Source organism: Amycolatopsis rifamycinica, assembly GCF_000695625.1.
Classification (GTDB): Bacteria; Actinomycetota; Actinomycetes; order Mycobacteriales; family Pseudonocardiaceae; genus Amycolatopsis; species Amycolatopsis rifamycinica.
Genome location: NZ_JMQI01000082.1, coordinates 13952 through 31739, shown reverse-complemented (window position 1 = coordinate 31739; position 17788 = coordinate 13952). Strand labels below are relative to the sequence as shown.

General features: G+C 70.6%; 19 protein-coding genes. 6 read left to right on the top strand and 13 right to left on the bottom strand.

What is annotated here, in order from left to right:
• The first annotated feature begins 85 nt into the window (after nt 1-85).
• Both leuA and DV20_RS40785 read left to right on the top strand, forming a co-directional pair.
• Complete coding sequence (gene leuA, locus DV20_RS40790; RefSeq protein ID WP_043789029.1) at nt 86-1846, top strand: 2-isopropylmalate synthase; 1761 nt, start codon at nt 86-88, stop codon at nt 1844-1846.
• Nucleotides 1847-1849: 3 nt separating this feature from the next.
• Entirely contained in the window at nt 1850-2827 is a 978-nt protein-coding gene (locus DV20_RS40785) for a helix-turn-helix transcriptional regulator (RefSeq protein WP_043789028.1), read from the top strand.
• Here DV20_RS40785 and DV20_RS40780 read toward each other — a convergent pair.
• Together DV20_RS40780 and DV20_RS40775 are read right to left on the bottom strand one after the other, a co-directional pair.
• A complete protein-coding gene (locus DV20_RS40780; protein ID WP_043789027.1) occupies nt 2818-3720 on the bottom strand; it encodes an SDR family oxidoreductase in 903 nt (300 codons plus the stop codon). The two genes, DV20_RS40785 and DV20_RS40780, sit on opposite strands and share 10 nt — an antisense overlap.
• 54 nt (nt 3721-3774) lie before the next feature.
• Entirely contained in the window at nt 3775-4389 is a 615-nt protein-coding gene (locus tag DV20_RS40775) for a peroxiredoxin-like family protein (protein WP_043789025.1), read from the bottom strand.
• A 57-nt stretch (nt 4390-4446) separates the two neighbouring features.
• Between DV20_RS40775 and DV20_RS40770 the strand changes: the two genes are divergently transcribed.
• Complete coding sequence (locus DV20_RS40770; RefSeq protein WP_043789024.1) at nt 4447-5055, top strand: TetR/AcrR family transcriptional regulator; 609 nt, start codon at nt 4447-4449, stop codon at nt 5053-5055.
• Between the two features lie 24 nt (nt 5056-5079).
• Here the strand turns inward: DV20_RS40770 and DV20_RS40765 are convergent, their stop codons facing one another.
• On the bottom strand, nt 5080-5988 hold the full coding sequence (locus DV20_RS40765; protein ID WP_043789023.1) for a LysR family transcriptional regulator: 909 nt from the start codon (nt 5986-5988) through the stop codon (nt 5080-5082).
• A gap of 86 nt (nt 5989-6074) precedes the next feature.
• Between DV20_RS40765 and DV20_RS40760 the strand changes: the two genes are divergently transcribed.
• Complete coding sequence (locus DV20_RS40760) at nt 6075-6971, top strand: EamA family transporter (protein ID WP_043789022.1); 897 nt, start codon at nt 6075-6077, stop codon at nt 6969-6971.
• Here the strand turns inward: DV20_RS40760 and DV20_RS40755 are convergent.
• Entirely contained in the window at nt 6968-7606 is a 639-nt protein-coding gene (locus DV20_RS40755) for a DedA family protein (protein ID WP_043789021.1), read from the bottom strand. The two genes, DV20_RS40760 and DV20_RS40755, sit on opposite strands and share 4 nt — an antisense overlap.
• A gap of 190 nt (nt 7607-7796) precedes the next feature.
• Nucleotides 7797-8228 (bottom strand): YybH family protein, encoded by a 432-nt coding sequence (locus DV20_RS40750; RefSeq protein ID WP_043789020.1) that lies wholly within the window; start codon nt 8226-8228, stop codon nt 7797-7799.
• Nucleotides 8229-8303: 75 nt separating this feature from the next.
• On the opposite strand from DV20_RS40750, the gene DV20_RS40745 reads away from it, so the two are divergent.
• Both DV20_RS40745 and DV20_RS40740 read left to right on the top strand, forming a co-directional pair.
• Complete coding sequence (locus DV20_RS40745; protein ID WP_043789018.1) at nt 8304-8660, top strand: YciI family protein; 357 nt, start codon at nt 8304-8306, stop codon at nt 8658-8660.
• Nucleotides 8657-9862 carry an RNA polymerase sigma factor gene (locus tag DV20_RS40740; protein WP_043789017.1) on the top strand — a complete coding sequence of 402 codons (1206 nt, stop codon included), beginning with the start codon at nt 8657-8659 and terminating at the stop codon, nt 9860-9862. Before DV20_RS40745 ends, DV20_RS40740 begins: the two co-directional genes overlap by 4 nt.
• A 50-nt stretch (nt 9863-9912) precedes the next feature.
• Here the strand turns inward: DV20_RS40740 and DV20_RS40735 are convergent, their stop codons facing one another.
• The 8 genes from DV20_RS40735 to DV20_RS40700 form a co-directional block, all read right to left on the bottom strand.
• A complete protein-coding gene (locus DV20_RS40735) occupies nt 9913-11025 on the bottom strand; it encodes an ABC transporter ATP-binding protein (RefSeq protein WP_043789016.1) in 1113 nt (370 codons plus the stop codon).
• The gene (locus DV20_RS40730; RefSeq protein WP_043789015.1) at nt 11022-12017 is read right to left on the bottom strand and encodes an ABC transporter ATP-binding protein; all 996 of its coding nucleotides are present in this window, start codon (nt 12015-12017) and stop codon (nt 11022-11024) included. Before DV20_RS40730 ends, DV20_RS40735 begins: the two co-directional genes overlap by 4 nt.
• 6 nt (nt 12018-12023) lie before the next feature.
• Nucleotides 12024-12953 (bottom strand): ABC transporter permease, encoded by a 930-nt coding sequence (locus DV20_RS40725; protein ID WP_043789014.1) that lies wholly within the window; start codon nt 12951-12953, stop codon nt 12024-12026.
• Complete coding sequence (locus DV20_RS40720) at nt 12950-13951, bottom strand: ABC transporter permease (protein WP_043789012.1); 1002 nt, start codon at nt 13949-13951, stop codon at nt 12950-12952. The genes DV20_RS40725 and DV20_RS40720 overlap by 4 nt, the downstream gene beginning before the upstream one ends.
• A 90-nt stretch (nt 13952-14041) precedes the next feature.
• Nucleotides 14042-15721: an ABC transporter substrate-binding protein gene (locus DV20_RS40715; RefSeq protein ID WP_235191146.1), complete on the bottom strand. Its 1680-nt coding sequence runs from the start codon at nt 15719-15721 to the stop codon at nt 14042-14044.
• A 327-nt stretch (nt 15722-16048) separates the two neighbouring features.
• Nucleotides 16049-16552: a uridine kinase family protein gene (locus DV20_RS40710; protein ID WP_235191153.1), complete on the bottom strand. Its 504-nt coding sequence runs from the start codon at nt 16550-16552 to the stop codon at nt 16049-16051.
• Between the two features lie 37 nt (nt 16553-16589).
• On the bottom strand, nt 16590-17024 hold the full coding sequence (locus tag DV20_RS40705) for a DUF2304 domain-containing protein (protein WP_043789010.1): 435 nt from the start codon (nt 17022-17024) through the stop codon (nt 16590-16592).
• Between the two features lie 13 nt (nt 17025-17037).
• Entirely contained in the window at nt 17038-17739 is a 702-nt protein-coding gene (locus DV20_RS40700) for a glycosyltransferase family 2 protein (protein WP_084093926.1), read from the bottom strand.
• Nucleotides 17740-17788 lie beyond the last annotated feature (49 nt).

Here is a 17788-nt window from a genome sequence, read left to right as displayed (position 1 = left end):
CGACGGGGCCTGACCGGACCGGCTCCCCGTCGCGGGGCTTCGTGGTGCCGGTCGCACCCGTCGATCTGGAGACACTCGCAATCCCATGAGCAAGATCCGCAAGCCCTCTCGTCCGGCGCCCGCCGACCAGCCCGCTTGGAACACCCAGCGCGGCACGTCCATGCCCGTCCACCGCTACCGCCCCTGGTACGACCTGGTCGAGAACATCGACCTGCCCGACCGCACCTGGCCCGAGAAGCGCATCGAGCGCGCGCCGCTGTGGTGCGCCGTCGACCTGCGGGACGGTAACCAGGCCCTGATCGACCCGATGTCGCCCGCGCGCAAGCGCAAGTTCTTCGACCTGCTGGTCCGCATGGGCTACAAGGAGATCGAGGTCGGCTTCCCGGCCGCGTCGCAGACGGACTTCGACTTCGTCCGCGAGATCATCGACGACCACGCCATCCCGGACGACGTCAGCATCCAGGTGCTGACCCAGTGCCGCCCGGAGCTGATCGAGCGGACCTTCCAGGCCCTCGAAGGCGCTCCGCGCGCGATCGTCCACATCTACAACTCGACGTCGATCCTGCAGCGCCGCGTGGTCTTCCGCGAGGAGCGCGAAGGCATCAAGAAGATCGCGACGCAGGCCGCGGAAATGGTCGTCGAGCTGGCCGCGAAGCAGCCGGACACCGACTTCCGGTTCCAGTACTCGCCGGAGTCCTACACCGGCACCGAGCTGTCCTACGCGCTCGAGGTCTGCGACGCCGTCACCGAGATCTGGCAGCCGACGCCGGAGAAGCCGGTGATCCTGAACCTGCCGGCGACCGTCGAGATGGCGACGCCGAACGTCTACGCCGACTCGATCGAGTGGATGAGCCGGAACCTGGCCCGCCGCGACTCGGTGATCCTGTCGCTGCACCCGCACAACGACCGCGGCACCGGCATCGCCGCCGCCGAGCTGGGGTACGCGGCCGGCGCGGACCGGATCGAGGGCTGCCTGTTCGGCAACGGCGAGCGCACCGGCAACGTCGACCTGGTCGCGCTGGGCATGAACCTCTACAGCCAGGGCATCGACCCGCAGATCGACTTCTCCGACATGGACGAGATCAAGCGGACGGTCGAGTACTGCAACCAGCTGCCGGTGCCCGAGCGCTCGCCGTGGGGCGGCGACCTGGTGTTCACCGCGTTCTCGGGCAGCCACCAGGACGCGATCAACAAGGGCCTCGACGCGCTGAAGGACGCCGCCGACAAGGCGGGCGTACCGATCGACGAGCACCCGTGGGAGGTCCCGTACCTGCCGATCGACCCGAAGGACGTCGGCCGCACGTACGAGGCCGTGATCCGGGTGAACTCGCAGTCCGGCAAGGGCGGCGTCGCCTACATCATGAAGGCCGAGCACCAGCTCGACCTGCCGCGGCGGCTGCAGATCGAGTTCTCGAAGGTCATCCAGCGCTACACCGACTCCGAGGGCGGCGAGGTCGACCCGGCGACCATGTACAACGCCTTCTCGGCCGAGTACCTGGAGCTGAAGACGCCGCTGGAGCTGGTCCGCCAGCACGTGCGCGACAACGGCGACGGCGAGTACGACATCACCGCGACGGTGCGCGTCGAGGGCGACGAGCACGAGGTGACCGGCCGCGGCAACGGCCCGATCGCCGCGTTCTTCGACGCGCTGTCGACGGTCGGGTACGACCTGCGCCTGCTGGACTACAGCGAGCACACGCTGTCCCCGGGCGACGACGCCCGCGCCGCGTCGTACATCGAGTGCGCGATCTCCGACCGGGTGTTCTGGGGTATCGGGATCGACCCGTCGATCGTCACGGCGTCGCTGCGCGCGGTCGTCTCGGCGGTGAACCGCGCCCACCGGTAGCCGGTGAAAGCCGAGCGGCTGGTCGCGCTGCTGTTCACGCTGCAACGACGGCGCAGCGCGACCGCCGCCGAGCTCGCGGAGGAGCTCGGCGTCTCCGAGCGGACGATGCACCGCGACCTGGCCGCCCTGCGCGAGGCGGGCGTTCCGCTGTGGACGGAGCCGGGGCGGCACGGCGGCTTCCGCCTGGTCGACGGCTGGCGGTCCGGGCTCGACGGCCTCACCGCGCGGGAGGCCGTCGCGTTGTTCGCGCTCGGGGTGCCGGACGCGCTCGCCGGGCTCGGCCTCGACACCGCGGGCAGCGCGGCGCGGGCGAAGGTGTCCGCGGGCATGCCCGCCGAGCTGCGAGAACACGCGGCGCTCGTGGCCGGGCGCTTCCACCTGGACGCGCCCGGCTGGTTCGGCTCGCCGGACGAGCCGCCGGCGCTGGCGGCGGTGGCCCGGGCGGTGTGGTCCCAGCGGCGGGTCTCGGTGACGTACCGGCGCCGCGACAAGGTGGCTTCGCGGGAGCTGGAGCCGCTGGGGCTCGTGCTGAAGGCGGGCGTCTGGTACCTGGTGGCGCGGGTCGTCTCGGACGACGCTCTGCGGACGTACCGGGTGTCGCGGATCCTCGAGGTCCGGTCTTCGGACGTGCCCTTCGACCGGCCGCCGGAGTTCGACCTGGCCCGCTGGTGGCGGTCGTCTTCGGCGGCGTTCGAGCAGGTGGCGCGGCCGTTGCGGGTGCGCGCCCGGCTGGACCGCACCGCGGTGCGGGAGCTGCGCCGGGTGTTCGGGGCCGAGCACCTGGCGGACACGGTGGTTGCGCTGGGCACGCCGGACGAGCACGGCTGGGCCGAGGCCGAACTCGCCCTGGAAGACGGCGAGATCGGCCTCGGTCAGCTGGTGGCGTTGAGCCCCGGTGTGGAGGTGCTGGAGCCGGCGGAGCTGCGGGCGGCACTGGCCGGGATCGGCGCGGAGCTGGCCGCCCGCAACGCTCAGCGGTAGCCGGTGGTGTCCGCGGGCTTTCCCGCGTCCGCCACCTCCACCATGTACCGCCAGCCGTCCGGGCGGCTGCCGTCGACGTCGTCCACCCCGTACTCCTTGGCCAGCTGGCCGCTGTTCAGCGTCTGCCCGGTCCACCGGTGCCGGTCCGGGTCCGCCGCCAGCGCCGCCACCGTCCGCCCGCAGAACGTCGGCGTCTCGGAAATCGCGAAGTGCGGCACGCGCTCGCAGGCGTCGCGCCAGTTCTCCTCGGTCACCCCGTAGATCTCGAGCATCGCCTCCGACCGCAGGTACCCCGGGGTGAACGCCACCGCCGTCGCACCGTGCGCGGCCAGCTCCGCCGCCTCGCCGATCGCCAGCAAATGCGCCGAAGCCTTCGCCAGGTAGAACGGCAGCGAAGTGCCTTCGCGGTACTTCGCGTTGTACTCGGCCGTCCCGTCGGTCAGTTCGACGAGCAGCCCACCCGGTCGCTCGATCAGCCGCGGGAGCAGGAAGTGGCTGGTGATCAGGTGCGCGTCGATGCCGAGGCGGATCATCCGCAGGCCGGCCTCGAGGTCGTGCTCCCACACCGGCTTGCCCCAGCCCAGGTGCTTGTCGCCGCCCCAGAGGCCGTCGACCAGGATGTCGAGGCGGTCGATCCGCTTGGCCAGCGCCTCGACCTCGGCCGGCACCAGGTGGTCGACGCGGATGGCCTCCGCCCGGCCACCCGCCTTCTCGACCAGCTCGGCGGTCTCCTCGATCGTCTCCGGGCGGTCCACTTCGGACCGCCCGGCCCGTGTCGTCCGGCCGGTCACGTACACGAAGGCGCCCGCGCGGCCCAGTTCGACGGCGATCGCCCGGCTCGCGCCGCGCGTCCCGCCCGCCACCAGGGCGACTTTTCCGGAAAGTTCGTTCATGACCCCAGCGTCACCGGAAACCATGACAACCTCTGGCATGGTTCCGGCACGGTGTCAAAGCGATCTGACCGCCTCCAGAATCCGCTCCGGCTCGGTGCGCGTGGCGAAGTCCGGGTGGACGTCGATGAACCGGATCACCCGGTCCCGGTCGACCACGACGACCGCCGGGTGGACCAGCTCCCACGTGCCGTTGACCTGCTCGAGGTCGGTTCCGAGCGTCACCATGGCCTCGCGCACGACGTCGGAGACCGGGTAGCCGAGGCCGAGCCCCCGCGCGACGGTGCTGCCGACGTCCGAAAGCACCGGGAACGCCAGGTCCGGTAGTGCGCCGTCCGGCCGCTGCGGGCTGATCGCGACCAGGGCCGCGCCGAGCTTCGCCAGCTCGGGCAGCAGTTCCCGCTGGTAGGTGCGCAGGGTCAGGTTGCAGTACGGGCACCACTGGCCGCGGTAGAAGACGAGGACCGCCGGCCCATCGGCGACCAGCTCGCCCAGCTTCGCCGGCACCCCGTCGGCGCCGGGGAGCTCGAAGTCCTCGATCTCGGCGCCCACCTCGGCGAACTTCGTTCCGGCGGCCCGGCGCCGATCCGCCTCGAGGACGGCGAAGAGCTCCGACGGCAGCGCGTCCCGGACCTGGTCGGTCACGCCGGTCAGCGCGTTTTCGAGCGTCATGGGTCCCCCAGTCGTTGTACTGATCGGTACAGTGGGGCGAACTGTACTATCCGGTACATGGAGGCGCAAGCGGCCACGACCCCGCGGGGCAAGCGGACCCGGGACGCGATCGTCGACGCCGCGGCCGCGCTGATGTACGTCGACGGCGTCGCGGGCACGAGCGTCGACAAGGTGCTCGCCGCGAGCGGGGCCGGGAAATCGCAGATGTACCACTACTTCAAGAACAAGGAACAGCTGGTCGCGGCCGTGATCGACCGGTACCTCGAGCAGGTGCTCGGCAACCAGCCGGCGATCTTCACCCTCGCCTCCTGGGCCGACCTCGAGACGTGGACCGAGCAGCTGCTGGACGTCCACCGCCGCGCGGGCGGCCCGATCGCCTGCCCGCTGGGCAACCTCGCCGGGGAGGTCGGCGACAACCCGAAGCTCGCGCCGCTGGTCGACCAGGCGTACCGGACGTGGGAATCGCACCTCGCGCGCGGGCTGGCCACCCTGCGGGACAAGGGCGAACTCGCACCCGGCGCCGACCCGGACCGGCTGGCGCAGGCGGCGATGACGTCCGTCCAAGGTGGACTCCTGCTGGCGCACATCCGGCACGACATCACGGCACTGGAGGACGCGCTCGGCATCGCACTGGCCTACCTGCGCTCCCACGCTCGTGAGCGGTAAGGCGGGTAGCACCGCCCCTACCACTCACGAGGCGGTGAGCTGGGCGACCTCCGCGCGCAGTTCGTCGATCACCTGGGCCACCGCGGCGCGCTGGCGGGCGCCGGTGCGGCAGACCGCCTCCACCAGGCGGGCCGCGCGGATGCCGGCGAGGGGCCGCCCGACCAGGCCGCTGCCGCGGCGGGTGTCCATCGTGTACCGCGGCAGCAGCGCGATGCCGTGGCCCGCGGCGACCAGCCGCTCGGTGATCCGGAAGTCGTTGATCCGCTGCACCACCACCGGCCGCACGCCCGTGCGGACGGTCAGCGAGCGCAGCACGTCGTCCACCGGGAAGCCGAGGTCGACGCTGAGCCAGCGTTCGTCCGCCAGCTCGGCCAGCTCCACGCGGCGCTGGTTCGCCAGCCGGTGGCCGGCCGGCAGCGCCACGTCGAGCGGTTCCCGCAGCAGCGGCACCACTTCGAGCCGGCTCGAGTCGAACTCCGGCGCGTGCTCGTCGCGGTGCGCCACGACGATGTCGTAGTCCGCGACCAGGCCGGGCACCTCCGGCGGCGTCATGTCGACGTCCCGGACGTCGATCTCCAGGCCGTCGTACCCGGCGACGCGGGACAGCAGCCCCGGCAGCAGCATCAGGCCGGCCGTCTGGAAGATCGCCAGCCGCACCCGCCCGCGCGGCGCGCTGCGGTAGGTGTCCAGTTCGGACTCGGCCCGCTCGAGCGCGGCGAGCACCTCGTCGGCGCGGGCGACCAGCGCGCGGCCCGCGTCGGTCAGCCGCAGGCCGCGGCCCGCCGGCTCGGTGAGCGGCAGGCCGACCTCGCTCTGCAACGCGCGCAGCTGCTGCGAGACCGCGGACGGCGTGCAGTGCAGCGCCCGCGCGGCCGCCGTCACGCTCCCCCGGTCGGCGAACTCCCGCAACGTGCGCAACCGGCCCAGATCCACACCGGCACTCTACTTGAAGCACCGCTACAAGGTCCCTGAAAATATTCTCGCTGGTGCTTCACGGTCGCCGTCGTCAGAGTGGAGGCATGCCCGCCCGTGATCGCCTGCTCGCCGTGCTCGTCGCCGTCCTCTGGGGCCTCAACTTCCTGGCCATCCACGCCACGCTCGGCCAGTTCCCGCCGGTGTTCGCGGGCGCGCTGCGGTTCGCCGTGATCGCGATCCCGACGATCCTGTTCGTGCCGTGGCCGAAGGTGAAGGTCCGGCACCTGCTCGGCTACGGCCTGGGCTTCGGCACCGGGCAGTTCGCGTTCCTGTTCATCGCGATGGACACCGGGATGCCGACCGGCCTCGCGTCGCTGGTGCTGCAGGCGTCGGCGCCGTTCACCGTGCTCCTCGGCGCCGTCTTCCTGCGCGAACGCGTCACGCCGCACCAGCTGGCCGGCATCGCGCTGGCGGTGGCCGGGATGGTCGCGATCGCGTGGCAGCGGTCCGGGCACGCCGCCCTGCTGCCGATGATCCTGACGTTGCTGGCCGCGCTGAGCTGGGCGTTCGGCAACCTCAGCACGCGCAAGGCCGAGCCGGACAACCCGCTGCACTTCACGCTGTGGATGTCGGTGGTGCCGCCGCTGCCGATGTTCGCGCTTTCGCTGGTCATGGAGGGCCCGGCCGCGCAGTGGCGGTCGCTGACGACGCTCGGCACCCCCACCGGCCTGACCGCGCTCGGCGGGCTGACCTACGTCGTGCTGATCGGCACGGTCGTCGGCTCGGGCCTGTGGACGACGCTGATGCGACGCAACCCGGCCGGCGTGGTGTCGCCGTTCTCGCTGCTGGTGCCGGTGGTCGGGCTGACGGCGTCGTTCCTGCTGCTGGGCGAGCGGCCGACCTGGCTGGAGGCCGGCGCCGCCGCCGTCGTGATCGCCGGCGTGCTGCTCGGCTCGCTCCGGCCCGCGCGCAGGCCCGAGCCGGAGCTGGTCGCGGCTTAGGCGGCGGTCTCTTCCTGCTTTTCCGGTTCGGCGTGGTTGCGGCCCAGTCGCTTCTTCATGACGAAGAAGACGACGACGCCGATGACGATCGCGGCGAGCAGGCCGAACTTGGAGAACCGGCCGAGCCACTCTTCGGCGACGACGCCGAGGTAGTAGACGGCCGCGGTCGTGCCGCCCGCCCAGACGATGCCGCCGGCCGCGTTCGCCAGCAGGAACTTCGGGTAGTGCATGCGCAGCGACCCGGCGAGCGGGCCGGCGAGGATCCGCAGGAACGCGATGAACCGGCCGAGGAAGACCGCCCACACCCCGCGTTTGTCGAAGATCCGTTCGGCGTTGGCCAGGTGCGTCGGGCCGAAATGCTTCGGGAATTTCCGGCCGGCCCACGCGAAGAGCCGTTGCCCACCGGTTTTCCCGATGAAGTAGCCGATGCTGTCGCCGATGATGGCGCCGGCACTGGCCAGGATCCCGATCCAGAGCGGGTTCACCGCATCGTGCGTCGAAGCCAGCAAGGCCGCGCTCACCAGCACGATTTCGCCCGGCAGCGGAATGCCGAGGCTTTCGATCATGATCACCGCACCGACGATCAGGTACACCGAGATCGGCGGGATCGCCTCCAGCCATTGGTCGATGTGCACAGCCCGTACCCCCTGGTACCCGCGTCGGAATTCGGTGTTCGCTTTCCGCAGGGTACCGGGGGCGGTCCGCTCGGGGCGGCATCCTCAGGTATGGCCCGGCCTACGACTTTCGTCGGGGCACGGCCGGTTTGTCCCCCGAAGTTGTCCACAGGGTGCACCCCCATGTGGACAACTTCGTGGACAGCCGCCGTCAGGGCTTCAGGTCCACCGCCGCCCGCAACGTCGCGTCCATGTGGAACGGCGTCGAGTCGTGCACGTGGGTGATCCGCCACTCGCCGTCCTCCCGGCGGAAGCACACCGTCGAGCGGAACCACAGCTCGAAGCCCGCCGGCGCGCCCTTGGGCGTGGTCGACAAGCGGTTCAGCGAGTGGCTGTACGCGATGTCTGCCCCGATAGTGATCTCCAGGTCGCGGATCTCGTAGTCGATCGGGCCCTCGAACGTCTCGAACCACGCCTTGCGCGCCGCGACGCCGGTGACCTCCTCGCCGCGGTGGACCAGGGGCGGGGCCAGCGTGAACGCCACGACGTCCGGGGCGTACTGCGAGCCCAGCGTCTCCGCGTCACGGGCCGTCATCGCCGCTTCACGTGCCGCCAGCAACGCGCGGATCTGCTGCTCACTCATGCCATTCTCCTCTGTGGTCGGTGCTTGCACGGGAGACGTCGGCGCCGCCGGGCCGATTTCGACAGGGAGGCTTTCGTGAAATACGTGGTCCTGATCTACGGCAACCCCGAGTCGCGCCAGGCCTGGGAGGGCATGAGCGACGAACAGCGGGCCGCCGGGCTGGCCAGCTACCGGCAGCTCAACGACGATCTCGACGCTTCCGGCGAACGGATCGTCTCCGAACGGCTCGCCTACCCCGAACTGGCCAAGCGGGTGGGACCGCTGGCGACCGACGGCCCGTTCGCCGAGGCCAAGGAGTTCCTCGCCGGCTTCTACCTGCTCGACTGCGAAACCGAAGAACGCGCCCTCGAGATCGCGCACCGGATCCCGGAAGCCTCCTTCGGCGTCGTGGAGGTGCGGCCCGTCATGGGGTTGCGTGGTCCGGAGCTGTGACCGACGTCGAAAGCCTGCTCCGCGAGCTCGCACCGCAGGTACTGGCCGCCCTCGTGCGGCGGTACGGCGGCTTCGACACCTGCGAAGACGCCGTCCAGGAGGCGCTGCTCGCCGCGTCGCGGCAGTGGCCGGTCGAGGGCGTGCCCGATCACCCGAAGGGGTGGCTCATCACGACCGCGTCCCGGCGTCGCATCGAGCAGTGGCGCAGTGACACGGCACGGCAGCGGCGGGAGGAGACCGCCGCGCTGGCCGAGCCGCCCCACCCCGAGCCGGTCAGCGGGGTCGACGACACGCTGACCCTGCTGCTGCTCTGCTGCCACCCGTCGCTGACGCCGCCGTCGCGGGTCGCACTGACCCTGCGGGCGGTCGGCGGGCTGACCACCGCCGAAATCGCGCGGGCCTTCCTCGTCCCGGAAGCGACCATCGGCCAGCGGATCAGCCGCGCGAAGCAGAAGCTCCGCGGCGAACGCCTCACCGGCGACGACCGTCCCGAGCGGCTGGCCGCCGTGCTGCAGGTGCTGTACCTGATCTTCACGGAGGGCCACACGGCCAGTTCGGGGGACGCGCTGAGCCGCGTCGACCTGACGACCGAGGCGATCCGGCTCGTCCGGCAGCTGCACGCGGAAGTCCCGGACGACGGCGAGGTCACCGGGCTGCTGGCGCTCATGCTGCTCACCGAGGCCCGCCGCCCGGCGCGCGTCGACGCGACCGGAGCACTGGTTCCGCTGGCCGAGCAGGACCGGTCGCGCTGGAACCGGGCGTTCGTCGACGAGGGCGTCGCGCTCATCACCCAGGCGCTGGCGACCGCGCCGGTCGGCCCCTACCAGCTCCAGGCGGCGATCGCCGCCGTCCACGACGAGGCCGCGACCAGTGAAGACACCGGCTGGGCGGAAATCCTCACGCTCTACGACCTGCTGCGGGTCGTCGCCCCCGGCCCGATGGTGACGCTGAACCGGGTCGTGGCGTTCGCGCAGGTCCACGGTCCCGAGGCCGGGCTGGCGGAGCTGGGCGAGGCGGCCGCGGACCCCGCGCTGGCGAAGCACCACCGGGTCGACGCGATCCGGGCGCACCTGCTCGAGCTGTCCGGGGACGCGGCCGGCGCCCGGGAGGCGTACCTGGCCGCCGCGCGGCGGACGTTGAGCCTGCCGGAACAGGCGTACCTGCAGTCCCGGGCCGCCCGCCTGGCGGGCACTTTCACGTGAAAGTGACCTGGAGGGACTAGCTCCGGATCACTTTCACGTGAAAGCGGCGCTCAGAGGATTTCGGCGGACGTGCCGATGTCCGGCGGGCCCAGGTCGGGGTTGAGCGCCCCGGTGAGCTCCACCAGTTCCGGCTCCACCTCGTGCGGCTGGATGCGCCCGTCGCGGATGTCCTCCGCGTAGTGGCACGCCACCCGGTGCCCGCCGCCGATTTCGCGCAGCTGCGGGCGGTCGGTGTCGCACAGGCTCGCCTGCCGCCACGGGCAGCGCGTGTGGAACCGGCAGCCCGACGGCGGGTTGGCGGGCGAGGGCAGGTCACCGGCGAGCAGGATCTGCTCGCGGGTGTCCTCGACCTGCGGGTCCGGCACCGGGATGGCCGACAGCAGCGCCTTCGTGTACGGGTGCAGCGGGTCCCGGTACAGCGAGTCCGCGTCGGTCTCCTCGACCAGCGCGCCCAGGTACATCACGCCGATGCGGTCGGAGATGTGCCGCACCACCGCGAGGTCGTGCGCGATCACGACGTAGGTCAGGCCGAGCTGGTCCTGCAGGTCCTCGAGCAGGTTCACCACCTGGGCCTGCACCGAAACGTCCAAGGCGGACACCGGCTCGTCGGCGACGATCAGGTCCGGCTCCACGGCCAGCGCCCGCGCGATGCCGATGCGCTGGCGCTGCCCGCCCGAGAACTCGTGCGGGTACTTCCGCAGCGACGTCTCCGGGAGGCCGACCGCGGCCAGCAGCTGCCGCAGCCGCCGCTGGGTGGCCGCCTTGTCCTTGTCGAGGCCGTGCGCGTGCATGCCCTCGAGCAGGATGGACTCGACCGACTGGCGCGGGTCCAAACTGGACATCGGGTCCTGGAAGACCATCTGCATCCGGCGCCGGGCCTTCCGCAGTTCCTCGCCCTTGAGCTGCGCGACGTCGGTGCCGTCGAACACCACGGAACCGGCGGTGGGTTCGCTCAGCCGCAGGATCGCCCGGCCCAACGTGGACTTGCCGCAGCCGGATTCGCCCACCAGGCCGTAGGTTTCGCCCCGCCGGATGGCCAGGTCGACGCCGTCGACCGCGTACACGTGCCCGACCGTCCGGTCGAACACGATGCCGCTCTTGATCGGGAAGTGCACCTTGAGGTCGGTGACCTCGAGCAGCACGTCACCAGCAGGACGGGTCATCGGGCTCCTCCTCCCGCGGCGACCGCGGGCCGCACGGGGTTGTGACAGCGCAGCAGCCCGCCCTGGTCGGGCGCCAGCTGCGGCTGGACCTCGCGGCAGACCGGCAGCGCGTTGGGGCAGCGCGGTGCGAACGCGCACGCGTGGTCCCACGGGATGTTGTCGGCCACCGAACCCCGGATGGGGACCAGCTTCTCGCCGCGGCCCGCGTCCAGGCGCGGGATCGAGGCGAGCAGGCCGTGCGTGTACGGGTGCCGCGGCTGGGCGAACAGCTGGTGCCGCTGCGCCCGCTCCACGATCTTGCCGCCGTAGAGGACGTTGACCTCGTCGCACAGCCCGGCGACGACGCCGAGGTCGTGGGTGATCATGATCAGCGCGGTGCCGGTGTCCTGCACCAGTTCCCGCAGCAGCGCGAGGATCTGCGCCTGGATGGTGACGTCGAGCGCGGTCGTCGGCTCGTCGGCGATGAGCAGCCGCGGCCGGCAGGCCAGCGCGATCGCGATCAGCGCGCGCTGCCGCATCCCGCCGGAAAGCTGGTGCGGGTACTCGGAAAGCCGTCGCGACGGGTCCGGGATGCCGACCTTGTCCAGCAGGTCCACCGCTTCGGTGGACGCCGCCTTGCGCGACATCCCGCGGTGGCGCTCCAGCACCTCGGTGATCTGCAGCCCGATCGGGATGACCGGGTTCAGCGAGGACAGCGGGTCCTGGAACACCATGCCGAGGTCGCGGCCGCGGCGGTCGCGCATGTCCCGGTCGGACAGCTTGAGCAGGTCGGTGCCTTCGAAGCGCACCGAGCCGCTGACCTTGTTGCCGCGCTTGGCCAGCAGCCGCATGATCGCCAGGGACGTCACGGACTTGCCGCAGCCGGACTCGCCGACCAGGCCGACCGTCTGGCCCGGCTCGACGTCGAAGCTGACGTTGTCCACCGCGGTGAACGACTGCTCGCCACGGCGGACGAACTGGACCGTGAGATCACGGACCTCAAGGAGTGCCACGGGGAATCACCGCCTGTTCTTCGGGTCGAGGGCTTCGCGGAGGGACTCGCCGAGCAGCGTGAACCCGAGCGCGACGATGATGATCGCGATGGCCGGGTAGTACGCGAGCTCGGGCCGGACGTCGAGGAACTGCCGGGCACCCTTGCTCAGCATGATGCCCCACTCCGCCCGGTTCGGGTCCGGGTCGCCCAGACCGAGGAACGACAGCGCCGCGGCCTCCAGGATGGCGGTCGCCAGGGTCAGCGTGGCCTGCACGATGACCGGGCCGAGCGAGTTCGGCAGCATGTGCCGGAACACGATCGCGCCGCGCTTCACGCCCAGCGACGTCGCCGCGAGCACGTGGTCGCTGCTGCGCTGCGTCAGCATCGAGCCGCGCAGCAGCCGCGCGAAGATCGGCACCCCGATCAGCGAGACGGCGAGGATCACCGTCCACTGGCTGGGCTTGGCGAACAGGGCCGCGACCGAGATCGCCAGCAGCAGCGACGGCACCGACAGCATGACGTCGACCAGTCGCATGAGGACGGTGTCGACCCAGCCGCCGAAGGCGCCGGCGAGCCCGCCGATGATGACGCCGAGGAGCACGCCGATCACCGTGGCCAGCACGCCGACGAGCAGGGTGTTCTGCGCGCCGACGAGCAGCCGCGACAGCTCGTCGCGGCCGAAGTCGTCCACGCCGAGCGGGTAGCCCGGCTGCGAACCGGGGATGATCCCCTGGCCGAGGGCGACCTTGTCCTGCAGGTAGCGCTCGAACGGGTCCTTGGGCGCGATCAGCGGCGCGAAGATCGCCAGCAGGAGGAACAGGCCGGTGATCACGCCACCGGTGATGGCGACCGGGCTGCGCAGCATCCGCCGCAGGGCTTCGCGGCCGAGGCTGTTCCCGCTCGCCGCGGCGAGCTTGTCGATCGGTTCCTTCTTCTTGTTCAGCAGAGTGTTCATCGCACACGCACCCTCGGGTCGATGAGCCCGTACGAGACGTCGACCAGCATGTTCACCAGCACGTACACCAGCGCGCCGAACAGCAGCAGCGCCTGGAGCCGGGGGTAGTCACGCCGTTCGATGCCTTCGGCCAGCAGGAATCCGAGGCCACGGAAGTTGAACACCCGCTCGGTCAGCACCGCGCCGCCGAGCAGGGCGCCGGTCTGCAGGCCGATGGTGGTGACCACCGGGAGCAGGCCGTTGCGGAGCACGTGCCGGCGGCGGACGACGGGCTGCGTGAGGCCCTTCGAGTTGGCCGTGCGGATGAAGTCCTCGTTGAGCACTTCGAGCACCGACGCGCGGGTGATCCGGGTGATCACCGCGAGCGGGATGGTGGCGAGCGCGAACGCCGGGAGGATCAGGTGCTTGATCGCGTCCCAGACGGCGTCCCACTCGCTCGTCATGATGCCGTCGAGGACGGCGAAGTTGGTGACGGCGGTGGCGTCCAGGCCCGCGGTCTGCCGTCCCTGCGACGGCAGGCCCAGCGGCCCGGCGAGCAGGTCCTGCATCATGTAGCCGAGGAAGAACACCGGCACCGCGACACCGATCAGCGTCAGCACGATGATCACGTTGTCAGCGACGCCACCGCGGTAGCGGGCCGAAATGTAGCCCGCCGGGATGCCGATGAGCACCGCGATGATCATCGCGGTGATGCCCAGCTCGATGGTGGCGGGCAGGAAGGTGCCGATCTCCGACATCACCGGCTGGGTGGAGACCAGCGAGGCGCCGAAGTCACCGGTGATCGCGCGGCCGAGGAACTTGAAGTACTGGATGATGACCGGCTGGTCAAGCCCCAGCACGTGGTTGAGGTTGGCGATCTTCTCCGGCGTTGCCTTGTCGCCGAGGAGGGCGGCCGCGGGCCCTCCGGGCAGCGACCGGAGCCAGGCGAAGACCAGGATGGACAGGATGAGGAGCGTCGGGATCGCTTGTAGCAGCCGACGCACGAGAAATCGGAGCACTTGCAGTCAGTCCTTAGGTGGCAGCCCGCTGAGTACGGAACATGGGGTGGGCGCGGTAGCGCCCACCCCATGCCTCGCGGCTTAGTACCGTCAGTTAACGGTCACGGTGTTGAACCGCTCGTCGGTCAGCGGGCTGGCGACCAGACCCTTGACCTTCGGGCCGACCACGATGGCGGGCGGGCCGTAGGAGATCGGGATGGCGGGCAGGTAGTCCATGATCTTCTTGTTGACGTCCTGGTACGCCTTGGCGTGCGCGTCGCCGGCGGGCGACGCGTCCGCGGCGGCGAGCGCCTGGAACAGCTCCGGGTTGTCGAACCCGAACTCCGGCTTCTTGCGGCCGAAGAAGGTGCCGACGAAGTTGCCGGCGTCGTTGTAGTCACCGGTCCAGCCGAGCAGGTGCAGGTCCTGGTGGCCGAACTTCTGGACGTCGTCCTTGTAGCCACCGTTCCACGGCTTGGCGACCGGCTCGATCTTGACGCCGATGGCCTTCAGGTCCTCGGAGATCGAGGTGAAGACGTCCGCCGGGTTCGGCATGTACGGCCGGGTGACCTCGGTCGGGTAGTAGAACTTCAGCGTCAGGTTCGTCGCGCCGGCTTCCTGCAGGAGCTGCCGGGCCTTCGCCTGGTCGAACGGGTACTTGGTGACCTCGTCGGTGTAGCCGGAGATCGTCTTGGGCACGAACTCGGTGGCCACCTCGGCGCCCTCGGGCAGCTTGCTCTTGACGAACTGCTCGCGGTTGATGCCGTAGGCCAGCGCCTGGCGGACCTTGACGTCCTTCAGCTTCTCGCCGGCCGGGCCGGACTGGTTGATGCCCAGGTAGAGCACGTTGAACGGCGGGCGCACCAGCACCTGCTCGCCCTCGTTGCGCAGCAGGCCGTAGTCCGCGGGCGCCGGGTAGTCGTAGCCCTGGATGTCGCCGGCCTTGAGCGCCTGCTTGCGGGCGTTCTCGTCCGGGATGACCTTGAAGATCAGCTTGTCGAGCTTGGCCGTCTGGGTCGGGCTGGTGTCGTTCTTGGACAGGACGATCTCGCCCTTGCCCTGGTCCCAGCTGTCGAACTTGAACGGGCCGGTGCCGACCGGGTGCTTGTTCGCGTACTCGCTGTAGGTGAACGAGTCACCGGACTGGGTGACCTCGTCCGCCTTGAACTGCTTGAGCGCGGTCGGGCTCTGCATCGCGAACGACGGCAGGGTGAAGGCCGCCGGGAACGCGCCCTTCGCCTTGTTCAGGTTCACGACGGCGGTCGCCGGGTCCTTGGCTTCGCAGCTCTTGTAGACCGGGTCGCCGTACTCGTCGCTCTCGTTCTTCGCGAAGCCGCTGAAGACGTCGGCGTAGTAGATCATCTGGCTCTGGGCGGCGGCGCCCTTCATGTTGTACCAGCGGTCGAAGTTGAAGCAGACCGCGGCGGCGTCGAAGGCGGTGCCGTCGGAGAACTTCACGCCCTGCTTGAGCGAGAACGTCCAGGTCTTGCCGTCGTTGCTCGGCTCCCACTTCTCGGCCAGCGAGGGCTCGAGGTCGGCGGTGCCCGGCTTGTTCTGGATCAGCGTGTCGAAGATCTGCCGCGTGATCCGGAAGGTCTCGCCCTCGTCGTTGAAGATCGGGTCGAACAACTTCGGGTTGCCGGCCGCGCCGAAGATCATCGTGCCCCCGGAACCACCCCCCGCGCCTTCCTCACGCTTGGACTCCGCACAAGCGGACAGCGAAACCGCGAGCGCGCCGGTGAGCCCGATCAGGGCCACGCGGCGTGTTCGGGTCAGCCGCAATTGCTGCATCTGGCACCCCTTGGGAGATGTTCGGGTTCAAAGTCACCGTCCGGTCGGTCAGGAACTCGACGGACGATCGGTGTGCTCGCCGACACTAGCGGGAACTCGGCCCGCACTTAAGCACGTGAGGTTACGATCGCGCTACGCGGACGTCGATTTGACCGCAATGTGTCCGGAAATCATGACAGAATGTGACCGTTTGGGGTGGATGGCTGCACCCAGTGCTCGATCCATGACTCAGATGGCGGTACCGAGATTGGCCCACTCGTGTATCCGACTACGGACCGCTGGATCGATCCGGAGCAGGCCGGACACAGAGCGTGACCACGCTGTCCCCTACGAAAGTCGGGATCCGGCGGCCTCGCGGGTGCCGTCAACGGTGAACCAACCGCGCTCGAACCGTTGCCAGCGCGCCAATTCGTCCCGTGCGGCCGGGCCGTCCCGTGCGACGGCCCGGGCCAGCCGCTCGGCCGCGGAGCCGCCGGAGAGCCAGCAGAGGTGGGAAAGCAAGGGTCTTACCGAAGCGCGGCCGCTCGACACGCCTTCCAGCACCAGGACGTCCGGCACCTCCACCCCGACGAGCTCACCCGGCCGGGGTGCCCCGGTGGACCAGTCCACCCGCCGGTACGCCCCCGCCACGCCGGCGGCCAGCGGCCGCAGAACGCCGTCGGCGAGCCGCGGCCACCACGCGACCGGGTCGTCCCACGTCGCGAAGGCGTCGGTGCTCACCAGGGCCGTCCGGCACCCGCGGGCGGTCAGCCCGGCGACGACCTGGGCGGCGAGCGTGGACTTGCCGGCCCCCGAGGGGCCGTCGATGGCGAGCACGCGCACCCGGCCCAGCCGCGCGGGGGCGGCGAGCAGGGCCTCGATCAGCGCGTCACTTGCTGACGCGCTCGACCTCCGGGAGCCCTTTGACGTCGTCGGGAGCCGCCGTCTTCGCTTCCAGCTCGGCGATCCGGCTCGCCAGCTCGCGCCGGGTGTCCTCCAGCTCGCAGCGCAGCAGCGCGATTTCCTCGACCGACGTGCGCACCTCTTCCTCGAGGTGCCCGGTCTCGGTGGACAGGTGCAGCGACACGAGCGCCAGCACGACACCGGCGAGGAGGAAGACGAAGTTCGACGGGGTTTCCACCCCGGTCAGCCGGGCCAGGAACTGCGCGGCCGCCGGGATCGCGGCCAGCACCACGACACCGATGGCGACGATCAGCCACACGCCCGCGTACTTCTCCCGCAGCTTGCGCCGCCGCATCATCTCGACGACGACGAACAGCACCAAGCAGGCGATGACGATGCTGAGGATGCGCCAACCGGCCATCTTCGGAAGCTCCTTATGCCGAGTCTGAGGAGTCGACCGCGGGACGGCGGCGAACCAGCGCGAGCAGCAGCGCGAGCCCGGCGCGGCCCAGGTAGACGGCCGACTTGACGGGCGAGTGGCTGGGCGTGCCGCCCGCGCGCTCGCGCATGATGACCGGGATCTCCTTGATGGTCAGCTCGGCCCGGATGGCCATGACCAGCGATTCGACCGTGTCGCCGAGGTACTCGGCCGGGTAGTAGCCGGCGAACAGCCGGATCGCGCGCGGCCCCATCGCCTTGAAGCCCGAGGTGACGTCGGTGAGCCGGGTCTTCGCCAGCCGCGAGAACACGATCGACAGCGCGACCATGGCGTACTTGCGCGGGCCGCTGGCCTTGTACGCGCCCTTGCCGGCGAACCGGGAGCCGATCACGATGTCCGCGTCGTCCAGGCCGCGCAGCAGCGCGTCGAGCTCGTCCGGGTCGTGCTGGCCGTCGGCGTCCACCTGCACGACGACGTCGTACCCGCGGGCGGCGGCGTAGCGGAAGCCGGTGCGCATCGCGCCGCCGACCCCGAGGTTCACGGCGAGCCGCGCCACCTCGGCCCCCGCGGCGCGGGCCAGCTGGGCGGTGTCGTCCACCGAGCCGTCGTCGACGACCAGCAGGTCGCCGTCCGGGAGGGCCCGCTTCACCTGCTCGATGACCGACGCGACGCTCGCCGACTCGTTGAGGGCGGGCATCACGATGAGCACGCGGCGGCTGGTCACCGAGGTCGCCGAGGTCGAAGAC

What these genes read in the sequence shown, in the direction of transcription:
- leuA (WP_043789029.1), top strand. Translation starts at nt 86, where the DNA reads ATGAGCAAGATCCGCAAGCCCTCTCGTCCGGCGCCCGCCGACCAGCCC.
- DV20_RS40780 (WP_043789027.1), bottom strand. Translation starts at nt 3,720, where the DNA reads ATGAACGAACTTTCCGGAAAAGTCGCCCTGGTGGCGGGCGGGACGCGC.
- DV20_RS40775 (WP_043789025.1), bottom strand. Translation starts at nt 4,389, where the DNA reads ATGACGCTCGAAAACGCGCTGACCGGCGTGACCGACCAGGTCCGGGAC.
- DV20_RS40770 (WP_043789024.1), top strand. Translation starts at nt 4,447, where the DNA reads ATGGAGGCGCAAGCGGCCACGACCCCGCGGGGCAAGCGGACCCGGGAC.
- DV20_RS40760 (WP_043789022.1), top strand. Translation starts at nt 6,075, where the DNA reads ATGCCCGCCCGTGATCGCCTGCTCGCCGTGCTCGTCGCCGTCCTCTGG.
- DV20_RS40750 (WP_043789020.1), bottom strand. Translation starts at nt 8,228, where the DNA reads ATGAGTGAGCAGCAGATCCGCGCGTTGCTGGCGGCACGTGAAGCGGCG.
- DV20_RS40735 (WP_043789016.1), bottom strand. Translation starts at nt 11,025, where the DNA reads ATGACCCGTCCTGCTGGTGACGTGCTGCTCGAGGTCACCGACCTCAAG.
- DV20_RS40725 (WP_043789014.1), bottom strand. Translation starts at nt 12,953, where the DNA reads ATGAACACTCTGCTGAACAAGAAGAAGGAACCGATCGACAAGCTCGCC.
- DV20_RS40715 (WP_235191146.1), bottom strand. Translation starts at nt 15,721, where the DNA reads ATGCAGCAATTGCGGCTGACCCGAACACGCCGCGTGGCCCTGATCGGG.
- DV20_RS40705 (WP_043789010.1), bottom strand. Translation starts at nt 17,024, where the DNA reads ATGGCCGGTTGGCGCATCCTCAGCATCGTCATCGCCTGCTTGGTGCTG.
- DV20_RS40700 (WP_084093926.1), bottom strand. Translation starts at nt 17,739, where the DNA reads ATGCCCGCCCTCAACGAGTCGGCGAGCGTCGCGTCGGTCATCGAGCAG.